The sequence below is a fragment of the Streptomyces sp. NPDC053474 genome (genome assembly GCF_044544845.1).
GTDB lineage: Bacteria > Actinomycetota > Actinomycetes > Streptomycetales > Streptomycetaceae > Streptomyces.
In genome coordinates this window covers 57,025-76,232 of record NZ_JBITXV010000004.1, presented here as the reverse complement: position 1 = coordinate 76,232, position 19,208 = coordinate 57,025, and the positions used below count along the sequence as shown (strand labels likewise).

Annotated in this window: 19 protein-coding genes; 11 read left to right on the top strand and 8 right to left on the bottom strand. The window is 71.3% G+C overall.

The genetic code is table 11. The annotated features are described in order from the left end of the window. Positions 1–97: 97 nt before the first annotated feature. The 3 genes from ACIG3E_RS10210 to ACIG3E_RS10200 all read right to left on the bottom strand — a co-directional run bounded on the left by ACIG3E_RS10210 (position 98) and on the right by ACIG3E_RS10200 (position 1,897). Positions 98–673 (bottom strand): TerD family protein, encoded by a 576-nt coding sequence (locus tag ACIG3E_RS10210; RefSeq protein ID WP_366794009.1) that lies wholly within the window; start codon positions 671–673, stop codon positions 98–100. Positions 674–822: 149 nt separating this feature from the next. Beyond that, positions 823–1,290 carry a peroxiredoxin gene (locus tag ACIG3E_RS10205; protein ID WP_399613687.1) on the bottom strand — a complete coding sequence of 156 codons (468 nt, stop codon included), beginning with the start codon at positions 1,288–1,290 and terminating at the stop codon, positions 823–825. A 175-nt stretch (positions 1,291–1,465) separates the two neighbouring features. After that, positions 1,466–1,897, bottom strand: coding sequence for a DUF3052 domain-containing protein (locus ACIG3E_RS10200; RefSeq protein WP_058845858.1), 432 nt, complete (start codon positions 1,895–1,897; stop codon positions 1,466–1,468). Positions 1,898–2,330: 433 nt separating this feature from the next. Here ACIG3E_RS10200 and aceE point away from each other — a divergent pair, with 433 nt between their 5' ends. Together aceE and ACIG3E_RS10190 are read left to right on the top strand one after the other, a co-directional pair. After that, positions 2,331–5,078, top strand: coding sequence for a pyruvate dehydrogenase (acetyl-transferring), homodimeric type (gene aceE / locus ACIG3E_RS10195; protein ID WP_399613684.1), 2,748 nt, complete (start codon positions 2,331–2,333; stop codon positions 5,076–5,078). A 116-nt stretch (positions 5,079–5,194) separates the two neighbouring features. Beyond that, positions 5,195–5,995, top strand: coding sequence for a potassium channel family protein (locus ACIG3E_RS10190; RefSeq protein WP_399614793.1), 801 nt, complete (start codon positions 5,195–5,197; stop codon positions 5,993–5,995). Between the two features lie 33 nt (positions 5,996–6,028). Here the strand turns inward: ACIG3E_RS10190 and ACIG3E_RS10185 are convergent, their stop codons facing one another. Next, a complete protein-coding gene (locus ACIG3E_RS10185; RefSeq protein ID WP_399613682.1) occupies positions 6,029–6,448 on the bottom strand; it encodes a peptidase inhibitor family I36 protein in 420 nt (139 codons plus the stop codon). Positions 6,449–6,675: 227 nt separating this feature from the next. Next, complete coding sequence (locus tag ACIG3E_RS10180; protein ID WP_399613678.1) at positions 6,676–8,274, bottom strand: MFS transporter; 1,599 nt, start codon at positions 8,272–8,274, stop codon at positions 6,676–6,678. Positions 8,275–8,401: 127 nt separating this feature from the next. On the opposite strand from ACIG3E_RS10180, the gene ACIG3E_RS10175 reads away from it, so the two are divergent. The 3 genes from ACIG3E_RS10175 to ACIG3E_RS10165 all read left to right on the top strand — a co-directional run bounded on the left by ACIG3E_RS10175 (position 8,402) and on the right by ACIG3E_RS10165 (position 11,476). Beyond that, a complete protein-coding gene (locus ACIG3E_RS10175; protein ID WP_399613676.1) occupies positions 8,402–9,031 on the top strand; it encodes a TetR/AcrR family transcriptional regulator in 630 nt (209 codons plus the stop codon). Positions 9,032–9,319: 288 nt separating this feature from the next. Continuing rightward, on the top strand, positions 9,320–10,531 hold the full coding sequence (locus ACIG3E_RS10170) for an alpha/beta hydrolase (protein ID WP_399613674.1): 1,212 nt from the start codon (positions 9,320–9,322) through the stop codon (positions 10,529–10,531). A gap of 75 nt (positions 10,532–10,606) precedes the next feature. Further along, complete coding sequence (locus tag ACIG3E_RS10165) at positions 10,607–11,476, top strand: DUF4429 domain-containing protein (protein WP_399613671.1); 870 nt, start codon at positions 10,607–10,609, stop codon at positions 11,474–11,476. 4 nt (positions 11,477–11,480) lie between these two features. Here the strand turns inward: ACIG3E_RS10165 and ACIG3E_RS10160 are convergent, their stop codons facing one another. Further along, positions 11,481–11,921 (bottom strand): MerR family transcriptional regulator, encoded by a 441-nt coding sequence (locus ACIG3E_RS10160; protein ID WP_399613668.1) that lies wholly within the window; start codon positions 11,919–11,921, stop codon positions 11,481–11,483. A 111-nt stretch (positions 11,922–12,032) separates the two neighbouring features. On the opposite strand from ACIG3E_RS10160, the gene ACIG3E_RS10155 reads away from it, so the two are divergent. Next, the gene (locus ACIG3E_RS10155) at positions 12,033–12,848 is read left to right on the top strand and encodes a serine hydrolase domain-containing protein (protein ID WP_399613665.1); all 816 of its coding nucleotides are present in this window, start codon (positions 12,033–12,035) and stop codon (positions 12,846–12,848) included. Between the two features lie 30 nt (positions 12,849–12,878). On the opposite strand, the gene ACIG3E_RS10150 is transcribed toward ACIG3E_RS10155, so the two are convergent. Continuing rightward, the gene (locus tag ACIG3E_RS10150; protein ID WP_399613663.1) at positions 12,879–13,535 is read right to left on the bottom strand and encodes a pirin family protein; all 657 of its coding nucleotides are present in this window, start codon (positions 13,533–13,535) and stop codon (positions 12,879–12,881) included. Positions 13,536–13,593: 58 nt separating this feature from the next. Between ACIG3E_RS10150 and ACIG3E_RS10145 the strand changes: the two genes are divergently transcribed. The 5 genes from ACIG3E_RS10145 (at position 13,594) to fabF (ending at position 18,570) form a co-directional block, all read left to right on the top strand. Then, the gene (locus ACIG3E_RS10145) at positions 13,594–14,829 is read left to right on the top strand and encodes a PucR family transcriptional regulator (protein WP_399613661.1); all 1,236 of its coding nucleotides are present in this window, start codon (positions 13,594–13,596) and stop codon (positions 14,827–14,829) included. Between the two features lie 89 nt (positions 14,830–14,918). Then, positions 14,919–15,851 (top strand): ACP S-malonyltransferase, encoded by a 933-nt coding sequence (locus tag ACIG3E_RS10140; protein WP_399614790.1) that lies wholly within the window; start codon positions 14,919–14,921, stop codon positions 15,849–15,851. Positions 15,852–15,866: 15 nt separating this feature from the next. Next, the gene (locus ACIG3E_RS10135; protein ID WP_399613658.1) at positions 15,867–16,898 is read left to right on the top strand and encodes a ketoacyl-ACP synthase III; all 1,032 of its coding nucleotides are present in this window, start codon (positions 15,867–15,869) and stop codon (positions 16,896–16,898) included. A gap of 71 nt (positions 16,899–16,969) precedes the next feature. Next, positions 16,970–17,218 carry an acyl carrier protein gene (locus ACIG3E_RS10130; protein ID WP_030358543.1) on the top strand — a complete coding sequence of 83 codons (249 nt, stop codon included), beginning with the start codon at positions 16,970–16,972 and terminating at the stop codon, positions 17,216–17,218. A gap of 89 nt (positions 17,219–17,307) precedes the next feature. Continuing rightward, positions 17,308–18,570 carry a beta-ketoacyl-ACP synthase II gene (fabF, locus tag ACIG3E_RS10125; RefSeq protein WP_399613656.1) on the top strand — a complete coding sequence of 421 codons (1,263 nt, stop codon included), beginning with the start codon at positions 17,308–17,310 and terminating at the stop codon, positions 18,568–18,570. 82 nt (positions 18,571–18,652) lie between these two features. Here fabF and ACIG3E_RS10120 read toward each other — a convergent pair whose 3' ends face one another. Beyond that, a complete protein-coding gene (locus ACIG3E_RS10120) occupies positions 18,653–19,147 on the bottom strand; it encodes a DUF3145 domain-containing protein (protein WP_399613653.1) in 495 nt (164 codons plus the stop codon). Positions 19,148–19,208 lie beyond the last annotated feature (61 nt).

The window sequence follows — 19,208 nt, the reverse complement described above, 5'->3', positions numbered from 1 at the left end:
GGGGTGGTGCCTGCCGTTGGGCTGTCGTGCTGAGCGCGTCCGGCGCCGCACTCGGGAGTGCGGCGCCGGACGGCTTGGGTCTTGCGGACTGCTCGGCTCAGACGTTGACGCCGAAGTCCTGCGCGATGCCGCGCAGGCCCGAGGCGTAACCCTGTCCGACGGCGCGGAACTTCCACTCCGCGCCGTGGCGGTAGAGCTCGCCGAAGACCATGGCGGTCTCCGTGGAGGCGTCCTCGGAGAGGTCGTAGCGGGCGATCTCCGCCTCGCCCGCCTGGTTCACCACGCGGATGAACGCGTTGCGGACCTGGCCGAAGGACTGCTGGCGGTTCTCGGCGTCGTAGATGGAGACCGGGAAGACGATCTTCTCGACGTCGGCCGGGACCGCCGCGAGGTTGACCTTGATCTGCTCGTCGTCACCCTCGCCCTCACCGGTGATGTTGTCACCGGTGTGCTCGACGGAGCCGTCCGGGCTCTTCAGGTTGTTGAAGAACACGAAGTTCTGGTCGCTGGTGACCTTGCCCTCCGCGTTCGTCAGGATGGCGCTGGCGTCCAGGTCGAAGTCCGTACCGGTGGTGGTACGGACGTCCCAGCCGAGGCCGATCGTGACCGCGGTCAGACCAGGCGCCTCCTTGCTCAGCGATACGTTGCCGCCCTTGCTGAGGCTGACTCCCACGAGTCCTCCCAAATAGTGTCCAGGGGCGGGGAGCCCCAGTCGTGCTTGCCATCGGATCAACGTCTGGATCCTAGTGAGCGGTTCCCGCCCGCCACAGGCTCCGCACCCGAAGAATCCCAGGGTGTCGCCCCTAGGGGGCGAGCGCCGCCTCAGCGGCCGCCGAGTTCTTCCAGGGCCTTGACGTACTCGTTCAGGTCGCGGGCGTCGGGCAGGCCGTTCACGACGGTCCAGCGCACCACGCCGTCCTTGTCGATGATGAAGGTGCCGCGCACCGCGCAGCCCTTGTCCTCGTCGAAGACGCCGTAGGCCCGGGACACCTCGCCGTGCGGCCAGAAGTCGGAGAGCAGGGGGTATTCGAGCCCCTCCTGCTCCGCGAAGACCCGCAGGGTGTGGATCGAGTCGTTGGAGACGGCGAGCAGCTGCGTGTCGTCGTTGACGAACGTGGGCAGCTCGTCGCGCAGCGCGCACAGCTCGCCGGTGCACACGCCGGTGAAGGCGAACGGGTAGAACAGCAGCACCACGTTCTTCCGTCCGCGGAAGTCCGCCAGCCGCACGGTCCGCCCGTGGTTGTCCTTGAGCTCGAAATCCGGAGCCGTCTCGCCGACCGCAACCGTCACGAGGACCCACTTCCCTTCGGGTACGCCATTGGGGCGTCCCCCAGCCTACGGCGGGCTCCCCGGCCCGGAGCGGGGAGGGGGCGGGTGGCGGAACACGCGCGGCCCCCGACGGGCGGGACCGTCGGGGGCCGTGCGGTGGGCCTGTGGCCGGCTACCTCTTCTTGGCTATCTCCGGCTACCTCTTCTTGGCGGCACCCTTGGGCGTGCTGAGCCGACTGCCGTTCCAGTCCTTGCCCGCGTTGATGCTCTTGGTCTGGGACAGACCCGCCGTGGTGGATGCCTCACCGATCTCGCTGGGCTCGACGTAGCCGTCCCTGCCCGTCTTCGGTGTGAGGAGCAGGATCGAGCCGCCCTCCTCCATGTACGCGATGGCATCCACCAGCGCATCAGTCAGGTCCCCGTCGTCCTCACGGAACCAGAGCACCACGGCATCAGCCACGTCGTCGTATTCCTCGTCGACGAGCTCCGTGCCGGTAGCCTGCTCGATGGCCTCGCGGAGCTCCTGGTCGACGTCGTCGTCGTAGCCGATCTCCTGGACCACCATGTCGGGCTGGAAACCCAGCCTTACGGCAAGGTTCGTCTCCGCGTGGTCCGCGGTCGCGCTCACGGATTGCCTCCTGATCATGTTTTGGGAATGCCTTCAGCCACGCGCGTGCGCGGGGCATTGGCCGTAGTCCACACGGGCGGGACGGATCGCGCAAGTACCCGGCCGTCGAGACCGCCGAAACGGTGACGTTCCCGGCCGTGTCACCGCAACTCCCGCCACATCCGTCGGGCCCGTACGGGGCCGCGCGGCCCTTAGGCAGGATGGGCGTATCGTTGCGATTTGACCGAGCCTACCCCAGGGTCACCAGTCAGGATCCCGGTTACCCCCCAGTAGAGATGACGTATCCACCACCGGGGTACACGATGGTGAACGTCGTACGTACCGGTACAGCACACCCCAGCACACGCACAGCGCAGAGCAGAGTTCACAGCAGAGTCAAGGCAGAGCACGAATCCGATCGCGTGCATGCGCGACAACACAGCGAAGGAACAGCGTGGCTTCCGGATCCGATCGCAACCCGATCATCATTGGCGGTCTGCCCAGCCAGGTCCCGGACTTCGACCCCGAAGAGACCCAGGAATGGCTCGACTCCCTCGACGCCGCCGTGGACGAGCGCGGCCGGGAGCGGGCCCGCTACCTGATGCTCCGGCTGATCGAACGCGCACGTGAGAAGCGCGTCGCCGTGCCCGAGATGCGCAGCACGGACTACGTCAACACCATCGCCACCAAGGACGAGCCGTTCTTCCCCGGCAACGAGGAGATCGAGCGGAAGATCCTCAACGCGACCCGCTGGAACGCCGCGGTGATGGTCTCGCGCGCCCAGCGCCCCGGCATCGGCGTGGGCGGCCACATCGCCACCTTCGCCTCCTCCGCCTCGCTCTACGACGTGGGCTTCAACCACTTCTTCCGCGGCAAGGACGAGGGCGACGGCGGCGACCAGATCTTCTTCCAGGGGCACGCGTCGCCGGGCATCTACGCCCGCGCCTTCCTGCTCGACCGGCTGAGCGAACAGCAGCTCGACGCCTTCCGGCAGGAGAAGTCCAAGGAGCCCTACGGCCTCTCCTCCTATCCGCATCCGCGCCTGATGCCGGACTTCTGGGAGTTTCCGACGGTTTCCATGGGTCTCGGGCCGCTCGGCGCGATCTTCCAGGCCCGTATGAATCGTTATATGGAGGCGCGCGGCATCGCCGACACGACGAAGTCGCACGTCTGGGCCTTCCTCGGCGACGGCGAGATGGACGAGCCCGAGTCGCTCGGCCAGCTCTCCCTTGCCGCCCGCGAGGGCCTGGACAACCTCACGTTCGTCGTGAACTGCAACCTCCAGCGCCTCGACGGCCCCGTGCGCGGCAACGGCAAGATCATCCAGGAGCTGGAGTCGATCTTCCGGGGCGCGGGCTGGAACGTCATCAAGCTGGTGTGGGACCGCAGCTGGGACCCGCTGCTCGCCCAGGACCGCGACGGCGTCCTGGTCAACAAGATGAACACCACCCCGGACGGGCAGTTCCAGACGTACGCCACGGAGACCGGCGCGTACATCCGCGACCACTTCTTCGGCGAGGACCAGCGGCTGCGCGCCATGGTCGAGAACATGACCGACGACCAGGTCCTGCACCTGGGCCGCGGCGGTCACGACCACCGGAAGATCTTCGCGGCGTTCTCCGCGGCCAAGGCGCACAAGGGCCAGCCGACGGTGATCCTGGCCAAGACGATCAAGGGCTGGACGCTCGGCCCGAACTTCGAGGGCCGCAACGCCACGCACCAGATGAAGAAGCTGACCGTGGACGACCTCAAGGGCTTCCGGGACCGGCTGCACCTGCCGATCACCGACAAGCAGCTGGAGGAGGGCGCGCCGCCCTACTACCACCCGGGCCGCGACTCCGAAGAGATCCAGTACATGCACGACCGCCGCAAGGGCCTGGGCGGCTACGTCCCGACCCGGGTCGTGCGCGCCAAGCCGCTGCAGCTACCGGAAGACAAGACGTACGCGTCCGTGAAGAAGGGCTCCGGCCAGCAGTCCATCGCCACCACCATGGCGTTCGTACGGCTGCTCAAGGACCTGATGCGGGACAAGGAGATCGGCAAGCGCTTCGTGCTGATCGCGCCTGACGAGTACCGCACCTTCGGCATGGACTCCTTCTTCCCGAGCGCGAAGATCTACAACCCGCTCGGCCAGCAGTACGAGGCCGTGGACCGCGAGCTCCTGCTCGCGTACAAGGAGTCGCCGACCGGCCAGATGCTGCACGACGGCATCTCCGAGGCGGGCTGCACGGCGTCCCTGATCGCCGCGGGCTCCGCCTACGCGACGCACGGCGAGCCGCTGATCCCGGTGTACGTCTTCTACTCGATGTTCGGTTTCCAGCGGACCGGCGACCAGTTCTGGCAGATGGGCGACCAGCTCTCGCGCGGTTTCGTGCTCGGCGCGACCGCCGGGCGCACGACGCTGACCGGTGAGGGGCTCCAGCACGCGGACGGCCACTCGCAGCTGCTCGCCTCCACCAACCCGGCGTGCGTGGCGTACGACCCGGCGTACGGCTTCGAGATCGCCCACATCGTCAAGGACGGCCTGCGCCGGATGTACGGCGAGACGGCCGACGGCAAGCCGGGCGAGGACGTCTTCTACTACCTGACCGTCTACAACGAGCCGATCCAGCACCCGGCCGAGCCCGCGGACGTGGACGTGGAGGGCATCCTCAAGGGCGTCCACCGCCTCAAGCCCGGCGAGCGGGGCGCCATTGCGGCGCAGATCCTCGCCTCCGGCGTCGCGGTGCCGTGGGCTGTCGAGGCGCAGCGCATCCTCGCCGAGGAGTGGAACGTGAAGGCGGACGTCTGGTCCGCGACCTCCTGGAACGAGCTGCGCCGCGAGGCCGTGGAGGTGGAGCGGCACAATCTGCTGCACCCCGAGGAGGAGCAGCGGGTGCCGTACGTGACGCGCAAGCTGTCGGGGGCCGAGGGTCCGTTCGTGGCGGTCTCCGACTGGATGCGCAGCGTCCCGGACCAGATCTCCCGCTGGGTGCCCGGCACCTACCAGTCGCTCGGCGCCGACGGGTTCGGCTTCGCCGACACCCGGGGTGCGGCCCGCCGCTACTTCCACATCGACGCGCAGTCGATCGTGGTCGCGGTCCTCACCGAGCTGGCCCGCGAGGGCAAGGTGGACCGCTCCGCGCTGAAGCAGGCGATCGACCGCTACCAGCTCCTGGACGTGACGGCGGCCGACCCGGGCGCCGCCGGGGGCGACGCGTAACGCGCCGCGCCTGTCCATCACCCCGTGCCGCGGGGGAACACCTCATCAGTGCGAAGGGCGACGGGCCCGGGGCCCGTCGCCCTTCGGGCTTTTCCTACGATGCGCTCATGGAGGAAATGGCTGAGCGGCAGCCGTCGGCACAGGTCCGCTGGGAGCGCCGCACGCAACGTCCGCTGCTCGCCCTGGCCGTGGCCTTCGCCGTCGCCTACGCCGTACCGATAGTCAGGCCCGAGGCGAGCGCGTCCCTGACCAGCGCCTGCACGGCTGTGGAGTGGTTCGTCTGGGGTTCGTTCGCCGTCGACTACCTGGTGCGGCTCTCGCTGGCCGGGCGCCGGGGGCACTTCGTCCGCACGCACTGGCTGGACCTGTGTGCCGTGGTCCTGCCGATGATCCAGCCGCTACGACTCCTTCGGCTGGTCGCGACGCTGCTCCTGGTGGGGCGGCGGGCGCGGATGGCCTCGCAGATACGTCTGACCACGTATGTCGTGGGGGCGGTGGTCGGGCTGCTGATGTTCGGCTCGCTCGCGGTGCTGTCCGTGGAGCGGGATTCGCCGGACGGCAACATCAAGACCCTGGGGGACGCCGTGTGGTGGTCCTTCACCACGATGACGACCGTGGGCTACGGCGACCACGCGCCGACCACGGGGCTCGGCCGGGTCCTCGCGGTGGGCCTGATGCTGTCGGGCATCGCGCTGCTCGGTGTGGTCACCGCCAACATCGCGGCCTGGTTCATCGCCCGCTTCGAGAAGGACAACCTGGAGGAGCGGCGCCAGACCGCGGCGATCGAGGCCCTCACGGCGGAGGTGATGGCGCTGCGGGCGCAGGTCGCCGCGCTGTCCGGTGGCCCCGTACCGCTCCCGGTGCCCGACGGGGAGGACGCGGCCGCCCCGCCCGTCCCGGGGCCCCGCAGGCCCTGACCTGCCTGTCGGCGGGCCGGGCGGCCGCGCGCCTCAGCGCTCCCAGACCTTGAACGCCCTGATGCGGTAGGGCGATTCGGGGGCCCAGGTGCCACCGCCGGGATAGGTGTTGAACTCGGCCGTCTCGGCGCACTCCCGGGACTGGTACGTCGTGACGGGGCGGCCGGTGCGGTTGGCGAGGGCCTGCGCGCTGCCCCCCTCCGGCAGCGCGACGCAGCTCTCGATGTCGACCCCGGCGAGCTCGAACACGTGCCGCTCGCCCTTGAAGCCCGCCTTCTCCCAGAGGCAGAGCTCCCCGGGCCCGCACGCGCCGAGCTTGCCCGGGGGCGCGGCACCGGCCCGTGCCGGAGCTGTGGTGCCCGTGGTGCCCGCGTGGGCGGGGGTGAGGACCGCCGCGGCTAGTGCGGCGGCGGTCAGGGCCGTGAAGGTGGCGGCGGGTTTGGTCGTACGCATGTGTGAACCCCCGTGTCGTATCGATCACTTGTCGTCACTCTCCGCCGCGGGTGCCCGGGGCGGGAAGGGGTTTCGGTGGGGCTCACCCGGATAGGCGAAATCCCCCTGGCTTTGCCCTGGGTGGGCCCTAGGGGCTCCCTCCCCCCTTCCCTTCACCCGCGGGTGCGTCGTGGCTGGGCGCGCAGTTCCCCGCGCCCCTTTGGGGCGCTGGCCCTTTGGGGTGGCGGTCAGCCTGGCTCCGTGTTCGTGCCGCGCTTGGTCAGGAGGGCTACCGCCGCCGCGAGTGCGCCGACCACGCCCGCCACGGCGAACGCGACGCCCAGGCCCGACATGAAGGTGTCGTGGACGACGTCGGTGATGCGGGCGAAGGTGCTCTCGGTCATGCCGGGGGACGTGGCCACCTCCTCGGGCACCGATCCGGTCGAGGCCGCCTTCTCCAGGCCCGGTGGCGGGGCGCCGGGCAGTCCGGCGTCCCGCCAGTTGCCCTCCAGGTCGGAGTCCACGGTGGTGGACATCACCGCGCCGAGGACGGCCGTGCCGAGGCTGCCGCCGACCTGCATGCCCGCCTGCTGGAGGCCGCCCGCGACGCCCGACAGCTCCAACGGGGCGTTGCCCACGATGACTTCGGTGGCTCCGACCAGGACCGGCGCGAGGCCGAGGCCGAGCAGCGCGAACCACAGGGACATCGCGAGGGTGCCGGTGTCCTCCGTCAGGCTCGTCATGCCGAACATCGCGGCGGCGGTGCAGACCATGCCCGCCATGAGCGGCAGGCGCGGCCCCACCCGGGTGATCAGGGCGCCCGCGACCGGCGAGGAGACGATCATCATGGTGGTCAGCGGCAGCAGGTGCAGGCCGCTGTCGACGGGGCTCATGCCGTGCACGTTCTGCAAGTAGAAGGTCACGAAGAACAGGCCGCCGAGGAAGGCGAAGGCCATCAGGACCATCAGGGCCACGCCCGCGGACAGCGCCACCGACCGGAACAGGGCGAGCGGGATCAGCGGCTCCTCGACCCGGTTCTCCCAGAAGGCGAACAGGGCGAAGCAGAGGACGGAGCCGCCGAGGAACAGCCACGTCTTCCCGCTGCCCCAGCCCCACGGGTCGCCCGCCTTGATGAGCCCCCAGACCAGGGCGAACATCGCGGCCGAGAGCAGCACGATGCCGAGGGCGTCGAAGGACCGGGGCGCCTTCTCCGCGCGGTGGTCCTTGAGGATCACCAGGCCGAGGACGAGCGCGAGGGCGCCGACGGGCACGTTGATGTAGAAGACCGACTGCCAGCTGACGTGCTCGACGAGCAGGCCGCCGACGATGGGGCCGCCCGCGGTGGAGGCGCCGATGATCATGCCCCAGACGCCGATGGCCATGTTCAGCTTCTCGGCCGGGAAGGTCGCCCGCAGCAGGCCGAGCGCGGCGGGCATGAGGAGCGCGCCGAACAGCCCCTGGAGCACGCGGAAGGCGATGACGAGGGAGACGGTGTCGGACAGGCCGATGGCGCCGGACGCGGCGGCGAAGCCCACGACGCCGATGAGATAGGTCTGGCGGTGGCCGAAGCGGTCACCGAGCTTGCCCGCCGTGATGAGGGCGACGGCGAGCGCGAGCAGATAGCCGTTGGTGATCCACTGGACGTCCGCGAGGGTGGCGTCCAGGTCCTTGGTGATGGCCGGGTTGGCGACCGCGACGATCGTGCCGTCGAGGGCCACCATCATCACGCCGATCCCGACGGAGACCAGGGTCAGCCAGGGGTGACCGCGAAGTCCCTTGCCCAGGCCGGAGGTTGAGGACGGATCCGGCGGCTTGTCCGCCGAGCCGATCGGAGTCTGAGTCGTCATGGACCGAGGCTAGTGTCAGCCACTGACACTTGGTAGGGAGCCTCAGGAGACAGCCGCTGACGCGGACGCCCGCGCGCCCCGGAGGGCGCCGGTAGGGTGGGCGGACTCCAGGAGAAAAGAGAGCGGCGTGACCAGGCCCGGCTTGCGCGAACTCAAGAAGCGGCGCACCCGTGACGCGCTGCTGCGCGCGGCGCTCGAACTGTTCACCACACAGGGGTTCGAGGAGACGACGGTCGACGAGATCGTCGAGGCCGTCGACGTCTCCCAGCGCACGTTCTTCCGGCACTTCGCGGGCAAGCAGGAGACCGCCTTCGCCGTCCCCGAGATGGTGGAGACCCGCTTCATGCGGGCGCTGCGCGAACGCCCTCCGGGCGAGCCCCCGTTCCTGGCGCTGCGCGGCGCCGTGCTCGACTCCTGGGAGGCCATGAACGAGGCGCTGGCCGAGCTGATCCCGGTCGAACTCCACATCCGTACGTACCAGATGATCGAGTCGACGCCCTCGCTGCTCGCGGTCCATCTGCACCGCTCCACCGAGCTGGAGGCGCGGGCCGCGCACGTGCTCGCCGAGCGGGAGGGCCTGGACCCCGCGGATCCGCGGCCGCGGGTGGCGACCGCCGCGTTCGGCGGCGTCATGCGGGCGGCCGGGCGGCTGTGGGCCACCGGCGAGGACGTCAGCGTCGCCTCGATCCGCGCGACGACCGAGGCGTACCTCGACCACCTGGGCGCGCTCGCCGAGGACTGGCACCGGGGACGCTGACCCGCCCCCCGCGCGCGGCGGAGCTTGCCGGAGGCGACCGCCAGCGCCGAGCGCGGCTGATCAACACCCCCCACCTGACGCTACATTGGGTAGCGGAGCTTGACGCTTCGTGGCGGCTCCCGCCCCCGCTCCCCCGCACGCCCCACGCGCGCCACACGTACGCCCCTTCGACGGAGCGTGACCATCCGATACGACGTGCGCCCGCTTTGCCGCAAATACCCAGCAAGAAACGTGATCTGCCTCACCCCGTGCACGGCGGGCTTCCGCCTTCTCCTAGGGTGTCCCGCAGTGACTTCCTTCGACTCATCCCCCCAACTCAGCATCTGGCGCGCGCTGCTCGCGCTCACCGTCGTGTTCGTCATGCTGGCGACGACCGGGTGGACCGCGGTGCGCCAGAACAGAGGCGACGCGTCGCCGCTCGAAGCCACCCTCGCCGCCTGGGAGCGGGGGCACATCGACGGACGCGCGCTGCCCGACCCCGGTGCGCCCGCCGACCGGCTCGCGCGGTTCTTCGCCTCGCTCACCGCGTACCAGCGCGACCGGCTCGCCGCGCGCTACCCGCTCGCGGTCGGCAACATGAACGGCGCCCCCGTGGCGCTGCGCTACCGCGCGAACCGCATCGCCCTCAAGCAGGCCCGGGCGATCGAGCGGCGGCGCATGCACGACGACCGGCTCTCGCCCATCGGCAAGCAGGACGCGGAGCGCAGGATGAAGCGGTTCGGCGTGATGATGCGCCCCGACCGCCAGGTCCTCGCCTTCGACCCGATGGGCTCGGGCCGCATGGCCGAGGTCCTCGGCGACCTCGACCGGGCGAGCCGCGTGTCGGTCATCGTGCCCGGCGTCGACACCGACGTCCTCACCTTCGAGCGGACCCAGCGCAAGTACGCGGCGCCCGTCGGCATGGCCCGGTCCCTCTACCGCGCCGAGCGCAGGACCGACCCGCGCACCCGGACCGCCGTGATCGCGTGGGCCGACTACACCACGCCCGTCGGGCTGGGTGTGGACGCCGCCACCTCCATGCGGGCCGACGACGGCGCCGTCCGCCTCGACGCGCTGGTCCGCGCCCTGCCGGGGCGCACCGGCGTGGCGCTGTACTGCCACAGCTACGGCTCGGTGGTGTGCGGGGTCGCCGCCCGGCGGCTGCCCGCCCGGGTCACGGACATCGCGGTCGCGGGCAGCCCCGGGATGCGCGCCGACAACGTGTCAGGGCTCGGCACCCGCGCGCGGGTCTGGGCCGCACGGGACAGCGACGACTGGATCCAGGATGTGCCGCACATGGAAGTCGGCGGGCTCGGCCACGGCGCCGACCCGGTGTCGGGCGGCTTCGGCGCCCGCGTGGTGTCCGCCGACCGCGCCCAGGGCCACACCGGCTATTTCGAGCCGGGCACGGACAGCCTCAGCAACTTCGCCCGGATCGGCGTCGGCGCGTACGACGCGGTGCGCTGCGCCGACGGGGACGCGGGCTGCCACGACGGAATTTCCGGTACGACGGCGGCCTGACGCGCGTAGAAATCGGCGAAACAGCGGCCCGCCGCAGGAGAGACGGAGGAGCGCGTGCCGCATACGATGAGCCGCATGGGTGATGTACTGGCCGGTTTTCACGCCGCCTGGGAGTTCGAGTCCGACTCCGTGCTCATCCGCTTCGAACGGGGGATCCGTACGCCGAAGCTGTTCCAGGCTCTCGGCGAGCGCCGCATCCCCCTTGAGGCGATCGCGGGGGTCACGCTCACACCGGGCAAACGGGGGACGACGGTTCTGCACCTGGTCCCGAGACCAGGTGCCGATCCACTGATGGAGGCAGCGGCGGGACAGCTCAAGGACGGGGCCGACCCGTACCGCCTGGTGCTGCCCGCGGAGCGGGAGACGCTCGCCGAGTACTACGCGGATGAGCTGCGCGCCCTGCTGCCCGCCGAGGATCCAGGAGAGGCGGACCGCTATCTGGTGGCCGCGCCCGAGGCTCCGCTGCAGTTCAAGGCGTACGACGGGAAGGCGTCCTTCGACGGCAAGGCGGTGGCCTTCCGCTGGTTCTGGACCGGCGCGTCGTCGGCCAAGTGGAAGGCCGGGGACCAGAGCTTCGCGGTGACCGACCTCAGCGGGATCGAGTGGCGCTCCCCTGAGGTCTTCGAGGGGCATCTGCGCCTGCTGCGCCGCGAGTCGCCGGTGGCGCAGCCCGCCCAGGCCGACCAGGACCCGGCGGCGGTCGTCTTCGGGCTCGGCTACGGCCCTGTGCACGAGTCACTGCCGTTCGCCGCGTCGGTCCTCGCGGCCGTCAGGGCGTCCGGCCCGGCCCCGGCGGCGCAGAGCGCCCCGGCGGCCCCGGCGGTGCGGCGCGACCCGGCCGACATCGCCGAGCGCATCCGGCACCTGGGCGAGCTGCACCAGGCGGGCCTGCTCACGGACGACGAGTTCACGGCGAAGAAGACGGAGCTGCTCGCCGAGCTGTGAGCGGTCAGGGCCCGCAGGCCCCGGCGGCCGCCTCCGCGCTGACGGCGGCCTCCGACCGCGCCACCGCGTACGAACCGATCTTGTGGTCGAGCACGGCGAGGGTGTCCTGGAGCTCCTCGATGCGCGCGCGGACGTCGCGCCGGGTCCGCTCCAGGAGGGCCTGGCGCTCGGCGAAGGTGTGGTCGCCCGCGCGCACCAGCTCCGCGTAGCGCACCATGTCCGCCACCGGCATGCCGGTGGTCCGCAGCTTGCCGAGGAAGGTCAGCCACCGCAGATCGCGGTCGCGGTAGCGGCGCTGACCGGTGTGGGAGCGGTCGATGTGCGGCATCAGGCCGATCCGCTCGTACCAGCGCAGGGTGTGCGCGGTCAGGCCGGTCTCCGCGGCGACCTCGCTGATCGTGTACTGGCTCTCCGCGAGGGCGGACCCCGTCTCCATGACCGTCATGGCCCCCACGCTATGGCCTTCGAGCGCACTCGAAGCAAGGGGTTTTCGCCCGCTCCCGCGGCCCGACCCCCTGGCTGCCCGCGCGAGGACCCGGCGCTTACGCTCGTACGCATGCAGAGCCTGGAGCTGATCGATAACTGGCCGGTCCCCACCGCTGCCGCCGCCGTCGTCCGCGCGGACGGCACCGTGGCCGGGAGCCGCGGGCCCACCGCGCACCGCTTCGCCCTGGCCTCGGTCACCAAGCCGCTCGCGGCGTACGCGGCGCTCGTCGCGTACGAGGAGGGCGCCGTCGAGCTCGACGAGCCTGCCGGGCCCGAGGGGTCGACCGTGCGGCACCTGCTCGCGCACACCAGCGGGCTCGCCTTCGACGAGCACCAGGTGATGGCCGCGCCGGGCACGCGGCGGCTGTACTCCAACGCCGGGTTCGAGGTGCTCGGGGACCACATCGCCAAGGCGACGGACATCCCCTTCGCCGACTATCTGCGGCAGGCCGTGCTCGAACCCCTCGGGATGACGTCCACCTCGCTCGCGGGCGGCGGGTCGCCCGCCAAGGACGGGGTGTCGACCGTCGACGACCTCGTACGGTTCGCCGCCGAGGTGCAGGCGCCGCGGCTGCTCGATCCGCGGACCGTGGCGATGGCCATGTCGGTGACGTACCCGGGGCTCAAGGGGGTGCTTCCGGGGTACGGGCACCAGAACCCCAACGACTGGGGGCTCGGCTTCGAGATCCGGGACGGGAAGGCTCCGCACTGGACGGGGGGCTCGTCCTCGCCGCGGACCTTCGGGCACTTTGGGCAGGCGGGAACGTTTTTGTGGGTGGACCCCGACGCGGGGGCCGCGTGTGTGGCCCTCACGGACCGGGCCTTCGGGCCTTGGGCCGTGGAGGTGTGGCCCGCCTTCACGGACGCCGTCCTGGCCGAGGTCTGAGCTTCGGCCGTACGGGAGGCGGGGCGGGGGCTAGGGCATTTCCCAGAGCAGTAGTTCCGCCGGGGTCTCGTACGCCACTGCTTCCAGGTCCTCTTCCTCCGTGATTCTCGCCGAGTCGCCGGGGGCCAGGTCCTCCTGGCCCAGGGCGACCTCGCCCCGCACCACGTGGACGTACACGTGCGGCGCGGGTGGGATCGCCGTGCGCTCGCCCGGGGCGAGGCGGCGGACGTGCAGGAGGGCGCCCGCCGCGGGCAGGGCGTAGGGGGTGGAGTCGGCGATGCCGGGGACGATCCCGTACGCGGGGTCGCCGCCGGGCTCCAGGGGGGCGAGCCACATCTGGAGGAAGGTCAAGGGGGCGGGGCCCGCGTTGCGCTCCACGTGGCGGACGCCCGCGCCCGCGCTGAGGTGCTGGACGTCACCGGGCCCGATCAGCGACTCATGGCCGGTGGAGTCGCGGTGGGTGAGCTCGCCCTCGACCACCCACGTGACGATCTCCGTGTGGCTGTGGGGGTGCTCGTCGAAGCCCGCGCCGGGGGCGAGGCGCTCCTCGTTGCAGGCGAGTATGGCGCCGAAGCGGAGGTTGTCGGGCTCGTAGTAGGGCCCGAAGGAGAACGCGTGGTAGGAGTCGATCCCCGCCCCGGGGTCGCCACCGGGGTACCGCTCGCCGGAGCGCCGCACATCAATCACGTCCCCACGGTAGACCCGGCCCCGCACGCCGCCGCCCCGATAAGGCAGTCTTGTCCCCGTGCCCGAACCCTCAGCGAACGAAATCCACCAGGACACAGGCGCCACGGCCACGGGTCCGGCCCGCACCGGCCGCGCCCACCCGCACACCGCGACCCTGCGGCGCCTGGAGAAGTCGTCCGGCAGCCTCGCCGCGCAGGCCATCGCGCGCATGGACGAGACGCTGTCCTGGTACCGGGCCATGCCACCGGAGAACCGCTCGTGGATCGGCCTGGTCGCCCAGGCCGGCATCGCCGCGTTCACCGAGTGGTTCCGGCGCCCGGACGCCCCGCAGGCGATCTCGACGGACGTCTTCGGGACCGCGCCGCGCGAGCTGACCCGCGCCATCACGCTGCGCCAGACCGTGGAGATGGTGCGGACGACCATCGAGGTCATGGAGTCCGCCATCGACGAGGTGGCCGCGCCCGGCGACGAGGCGGTGCTTCGCGAGGCGCTGCTCGTCTACGCCCGCGAGATCGCCTTCGCCACCGCTCAGGTGTACGCCCAGGCCGCCGAGGCACGCGGTGCCTGGGACGCCCGCCTGGAGTCCCTCGTGGTGAACGCCGTGCTGTCCGGCGAGGCCGACGAGGGCGCCGTGTCCCGGGCCGCCGCGCTCGGCTGGAACTCCCCCGACCACGTGTGCGTGGTCCTCGGCACCGCCCCCGACGGCGACAGCGAGCTGACCGTCGAGGCCATCCGCAGGGCCGCCCGGCACGCGAAGCTCCAGGTCCTCACCGGAGTGCTCGGCGCCCGTCTTGTCGTCATCGCGGGCGGCAACGACAACCCCCTGGCCGTGGCCAAGGCCCTGATCGGCCCGTACGCGGCCGGGCCCGTGGTGGCCGGGCCGATCGTGCCCGACCTGCTCGCCGCGACCCGCTCGGCCCAGGCCGCCGCGGCGGGGCTCAAGGCCTGCGCCGCCTGGCAGGACGCTCCCCGTCCGGTGCTCGCGGACGATGTGCTGCCCGAGCGGGCGATGGCGGGCGATCCGGCGGCGCGCGAACAGCTGGTGGAGGAGATCTACAGACCACTGGAGGAAGCGGGCTCCGCGCTCCTGGAGACCCTCAGTGTCTACCTGGAACAGGCGAGCAGCCTGGAGGGTGCGGCGCGGATGCTCTTTGTGCATCCCAACACCGTGCGCTACCGGCTTCGACGTGTGACCGACGTCACCGGATGGTCTCCTTCAGATGTACGCTCCGCCTTCACACTGCGGATCGCACTGATCCTGGGACGCCTGGCCGCTGGCGATCCCCAGTCGTAGGGGTTTGTCGGGCCCCTACAATTCCCCCAGCGGTTCTTCGTCCCTGTCCCCACGGGCGGTTCGTACTGTCCACAAGAGAGAGTGTGAGAGTGCTCGTACTCGTCGCTCCCGGCCAAGGCGCTCAGACGCCCGGCTTCCTGACCCCCTGGCTCGACCTTCCCGGCGCCGCGGACCGCCTCGCCGCCTGGTCGGACGCCATCGGGCTCGACCTCGTCCACTACGGTACGCAGGCGGACGCCGACGCGATCCGTGACACCGCCGTGGCGCAGCCGCTGCTCGTCGCCGCGGGTCTCCTTTCCGCGCAGGCACTGGGTGACATCACCCCGGGCGCCGTGGCGGGCCACAGCGTGGGTGAGATCACCGCGGCCGCGTACGCGGGCGTGCTTTCCGAGGACGCCGCGCTCGGCTTCGTCCGCAAGCGGGGCCTGGCCATGGCCGACGCCGCCGCCGTGACGCAGACCGGCATGGCCGCGCTCCTCGGCGGCGACCCCGAGGTGACGCTTCCGCACCTGGAGAAGCTCGGCCTGACCCCGGCGAACGTGAACGGCGCGGGCCAGATCGTGGCCGCCGGCACCGCCGAGCAGCTGGCCGCGCTCGCCGAGGACAAGCCCGAGGGCGTCCGCAAGGTCGTGCCGCTGAAGGTCGCGGGCGCGTTCCACACCCCCCACATGGCTCCCGCGGTCGCCGCGCTCGAGGAGGCCGCCCAGGGCCTGGAGGTCGCCGACCCGCGCCTCACGTACATCTCGAACCGGGACGGCCAGGCCGTCGCGAGCGGCGCCGAGGTGGTCTCCCGCCTCGTCGGCCAGGTCGCGAACCCGGTGCGCTGGGACCTGTGCATGGACACGTTCCAGGAGCTCGGCGTCACGGCGCTGATCGAGGTGTGCCCCGGTGGCACGCTGACCGGTCTCGCCAAGCGCGCGCTCAAGGGGGTCAAGAACCTGGCCGTGAAGACGCCGGACGACCTCGACGCCGCGCGTGCACTCATCGCCGAGACCGCCGCCGCCGACGCGGCGGGTGCCTGAGAAGGAGCCTGGAGCATGACGAAGATCAAGCCCAGCAAGGGCGCCCCGTACGCGCGCATCATGGGGGTCGGCGGCTACCGCCCGGTCCGGGTGGTGCCCAACGAGGTCATCCTGGAGAAGATCGACTCCTCCGACGAGTGGATCCGCTCCCGCTCCGGCATCGCGACGCGCCACTGGGCGTCGCCCGAGGAGACCGTGGCCGCGATGTCCGTCGAGGCCGCGGGCAAGGCCATCGCGGACGCGGGCATCCGGCCCGAGCAGATCGGCGCGGTGATCGTCTCCACCGTCTCGCACTTCAAGCAGACCCCCGCCATCGCCACGGAGATCGCGGACAAGCTCGGCACCGGCAAGCCCGCCGCGTTCGACATCTCCGCGGGCTGCGCGGGCTTCGGCTACGGCCTGACCCTCGCCAAGGGCCTGATCATCGACGGCTCCGCGGAGTACGCCCTGGTCATCGGCGTGGAGCGGCTGAGCGACCTGACCGACCTCGAGGACCGCAAGACGGCCTTCCTGTTCGGTGACGGCGCGGGCGCGGTCGTCGTGGGCCCCGCCAAGGAGCCCGCGATCGGCCCGACGGTCTGGGGCTCGGAGGGCGACAAGTCCGAGACCATCAAGCAGACCGTGGCCTGGGACGAGTACCGCATCGGCGACGTCACCCAGCTGCCCGTCGGCGCCGACGGCGAGGTCAAGTTCCCCGCGATCACGCAGGAGGGCCAGGCGGTGTTCCGCTGGGCCGTCTTCGAGATGGCGAAGGTCGCCAAGGAGGCGCTCGACGCGGCCGGGATCAGCGCGGACGACCTGGACGTCTTCATCCCGCACCAGGCCAACATGCGGATCATCGACTCGATGGTGAAGACTCTGAAACTGCCGGAGCACGTCACGGTCGCCCGTGACGTGGAGACCACCGGCAACACGTCGGCAGCCTCGATTCCGCTCGCGATGGAGCGGCTCCTGGCGACCGGCGAGGCGAAGAGCGGCGACACCGCTCTCGTCATCGGCTTCGGGGCGGGTCTCGTGTACGCCGCCACGGTCGTTACCCTCCCCTAGGCACCCGCTGCGGATCTTCGGATCCGTACGGTTGCCGTCACACCCTCTGGATACACAAGAAGGAGCGCCTCATGGCCGCCACTGAGAAGGAGATCGTCGACGGTCTCGCGGAGATCGTCAACGAGATCGCCGGCATCCCGGTCGAGGACGTCCAGCTGGACAAGTCCTTCACGGACGACCTGGACGTCGACTCGCTGTCCATGGTCGAGGTCGTCGTCGCCGCCGAGGAGCGCTTCGACGTGAAGATCCCGGACGACGACGTCAAGAACCTCAAGACGGTCGGCGACGCCACCAAGTACATCCTCGAGCACCAGGCCTGATCCTGGCGGCCAGCAGGCTCTGGCCAGCCGCCACCCGGCGGTGGCGCCGCCGCATCCGCATCTGAACCAATCGTGGAGAGAGAAATCCAGTGAACTCGACCAATCGCACCGTGGTCGTCACCGGTATCGGCGCAACCACACCGCTGGGTGGCGACGCGGCCTCGACCTGGGAGGGCCTGCTCGCCGGGCGCTCCGGGGTCAGCCTCCTGGAGCAGGACTGGGCCGAGGACCTGCCGGTCCGCATCGCGGGGCAGATCGCCGTCGAACCGGGCGAGATCCTCCCGCGCCCGCAGGCCCGCAAGCTGGACCGCTCGGCGCAGTTCGCGCTGATCGCGGCCCAGGAGGCCTGGCAGGACGCGGGCTTCACCGCCAAGGCCGGAGAGGACGCGAGCGTCGACCCCGACCGGCTCGGCGCGGTCATCGCCTCCGGCATCGGCGGCGTGACCACCCTGCTCGACCAGTACGACGTGCTGAAGGAGAAGGGCGTACGCCGCGTCTCCCCGCACACCGTGCCGATGCTGATGCCCAACTCGCCCGCGGCGAACGTCGGCATCGCCCTCGGCGCCCGCGCCGGGGTGCACACCCCGGTCTCGGCCTGCGCCTCGGGCGCGGAGGCCATCGGCTACGCGATCGAGATGATCCGCACCGGCCGCGCCGACGTCGTCGTCGCGGGCGGCACGGAGGCGGCGGTCCACCCGCTGCCGATCGTCGCGTTCGGCAACATGATGGCGATGTCGAAGAACAACGACGACCCGCAGGGCGCCTCCCGCCCCTGGGACGTCGACCGCAACGGCTTCGTGCTCGGCGAGGGCGCGGGCGTGGTCGTGCTCGAGTCCGAGGAGCACGCCAGGGCCCGCGGCGCCAAGGTCTACGTGGAGGCGGTGGGCCAGGGCATCTCGGCCGACGCGCACCACATCACGCAGCCGGAGCCGTCCGGCAGCGGCATCGCGCAGGCGCTGCGCCACCTGGTCGAGAACAACGACCTCAAGCCGTCCGAGATCGCGCACATCAACGCGCACGCCACCTCGACGCCGCAGGGCGACATCGGTGAGATCAAGGCGCTGCGCAAGGCCTTCGGCGACGACGTGGACCACATGGCGATCGCGTCGACGAAGTCGATGACCGGGCATCTGCTCGGCGGCGCGGGCGGCGTGGAGACCGTGGCCACGGTCCTCGCGCTCAAGCACCGCATCGCCCCGCCGACGATCAACATCGACAACCTCGACCCCGAGGTGGACGCGGACATCATCCGCGGCGAGGCCCGCCCGCTGCCCGAGGGCACGATCGCGGCCCTGAACGACTCGTTCGGCTTCGGCGGCCACAACGTGGTGCTCGCCTTCCGGACGGTCTGACGAGCCGGTAGCCGACGCGAAAGGGCCCCCACCGAGCGGTGGGGGCCCTTTCGCGTCGCGTACGGTACGCCCGGACGAGGTGTCAGACGACCTGGTGCAGCCAGCGCACCGGTGCGCCCTCGCCCGCGTAGCGGAACGGCTCCAGCTCGTCGTCCCAGGGCTTGCCGAGGAGCTTGGCGACCTCGGCCTCCAGATCGCTCTCGCCGCCCTTGGAGCGGGCGAGGGCGGCGCGCAGCCGGTCCTCCGGGATCAGGATGTCGCCGTGGATGCCGGTGACGGCGTGGAAGATGCCGAGCTCGGGCGTGGCGCTGTAGCGCTCGCCCTCGGCTGCGGCGGACGGCTCCGCGGTGACCTCGAAGCGCAGCAGCTGCCAGCCGCGCAGCGCGGAGGCCAGCTTGGAGGCGGTCCCCGCCGCGCCGCGCCAGGAGAACTCGGATCTCCACGTACCGGGCGCCGCGGGCTGCCTGATCCAGTCGAGGCTGACGCGGGCGCCGAGTACCCCGGCGACCGCCCACTCGACGTGCGGGCACAGCGCGCGCGGTGCGGAGTGCACGTACAGAACTCCACGTGTCGTCACCGGGACCTCCAGTGTGGGACGGGACACGCCGTTCCCGGCGGCCCCGAGCCCGTGCCGAGCG

What these genes read in the sequence shown, in the direction of transcription:
- ACIG3E_RS10190 (WP_399614793.1), top strand. Translation starts at nt 5,195, where the DNA reads ATGGCTGAGCGGCAGCCGTCGGCACAGGTCCGCTGGGAGCGCCGCACG.
- ACIG3E_RS10185 (WP_399613682.1), bottom strand. Translation starts at nt 6,448, where the DNA reads ATGCGTACGACCAAACCCGCCGCCACCTTCACGGCCCTGACCGCCGCC.
- ACIG3E_RS10180 (WP_399613678.1), bottom strand. Translation starts at nt 8,274, where the DNA reads ATGACGACTCAGACTCCGATCGGCTCGGCGGACAAGCCGCCGGATCCG.
- ACIG3E_RS10165 (WP_399613671.1), top strand. Translation starts at nt 10,607, where the DNA reads ATGGGTGATGTACTGGCCGGTTTTCACGCCGCCTGGGAGTTCGAGTCC.
- ACIG3E_RS10160 (WP_399613668.1), bottom strand. Translation starts at nt 11,921, where the DNA reads ATGACGGTCATGGAGACGGGGTCCGCCCTCGCGGAGAGCCAGTACACG.
- ACIG3E_RS10155 (WP_399613665.1), top strand. Translation starts at nt 12,033, where the DNA reads ATGCAGAGCCTGGAGCTGATCGATAACTGGCCGGTCCCCACCGCTGCC.
- ACIG3E_RS10135 (WP_399613658.1), top strand. Translation starts at nt 15,867, where the DNA reads ATGACGAAGATCAAGCCCAGCAAGGGCGCCCCGTACGCGCGCATCATG.
- ACIG3E_RS10130 (WP_030358543.1), top strand. Translation starts at nt 16,970, where the DNA reads ATGGCCGCCACTGAGAAGGAGATCGTCGACGGTCTCGCGGAGATCGTC.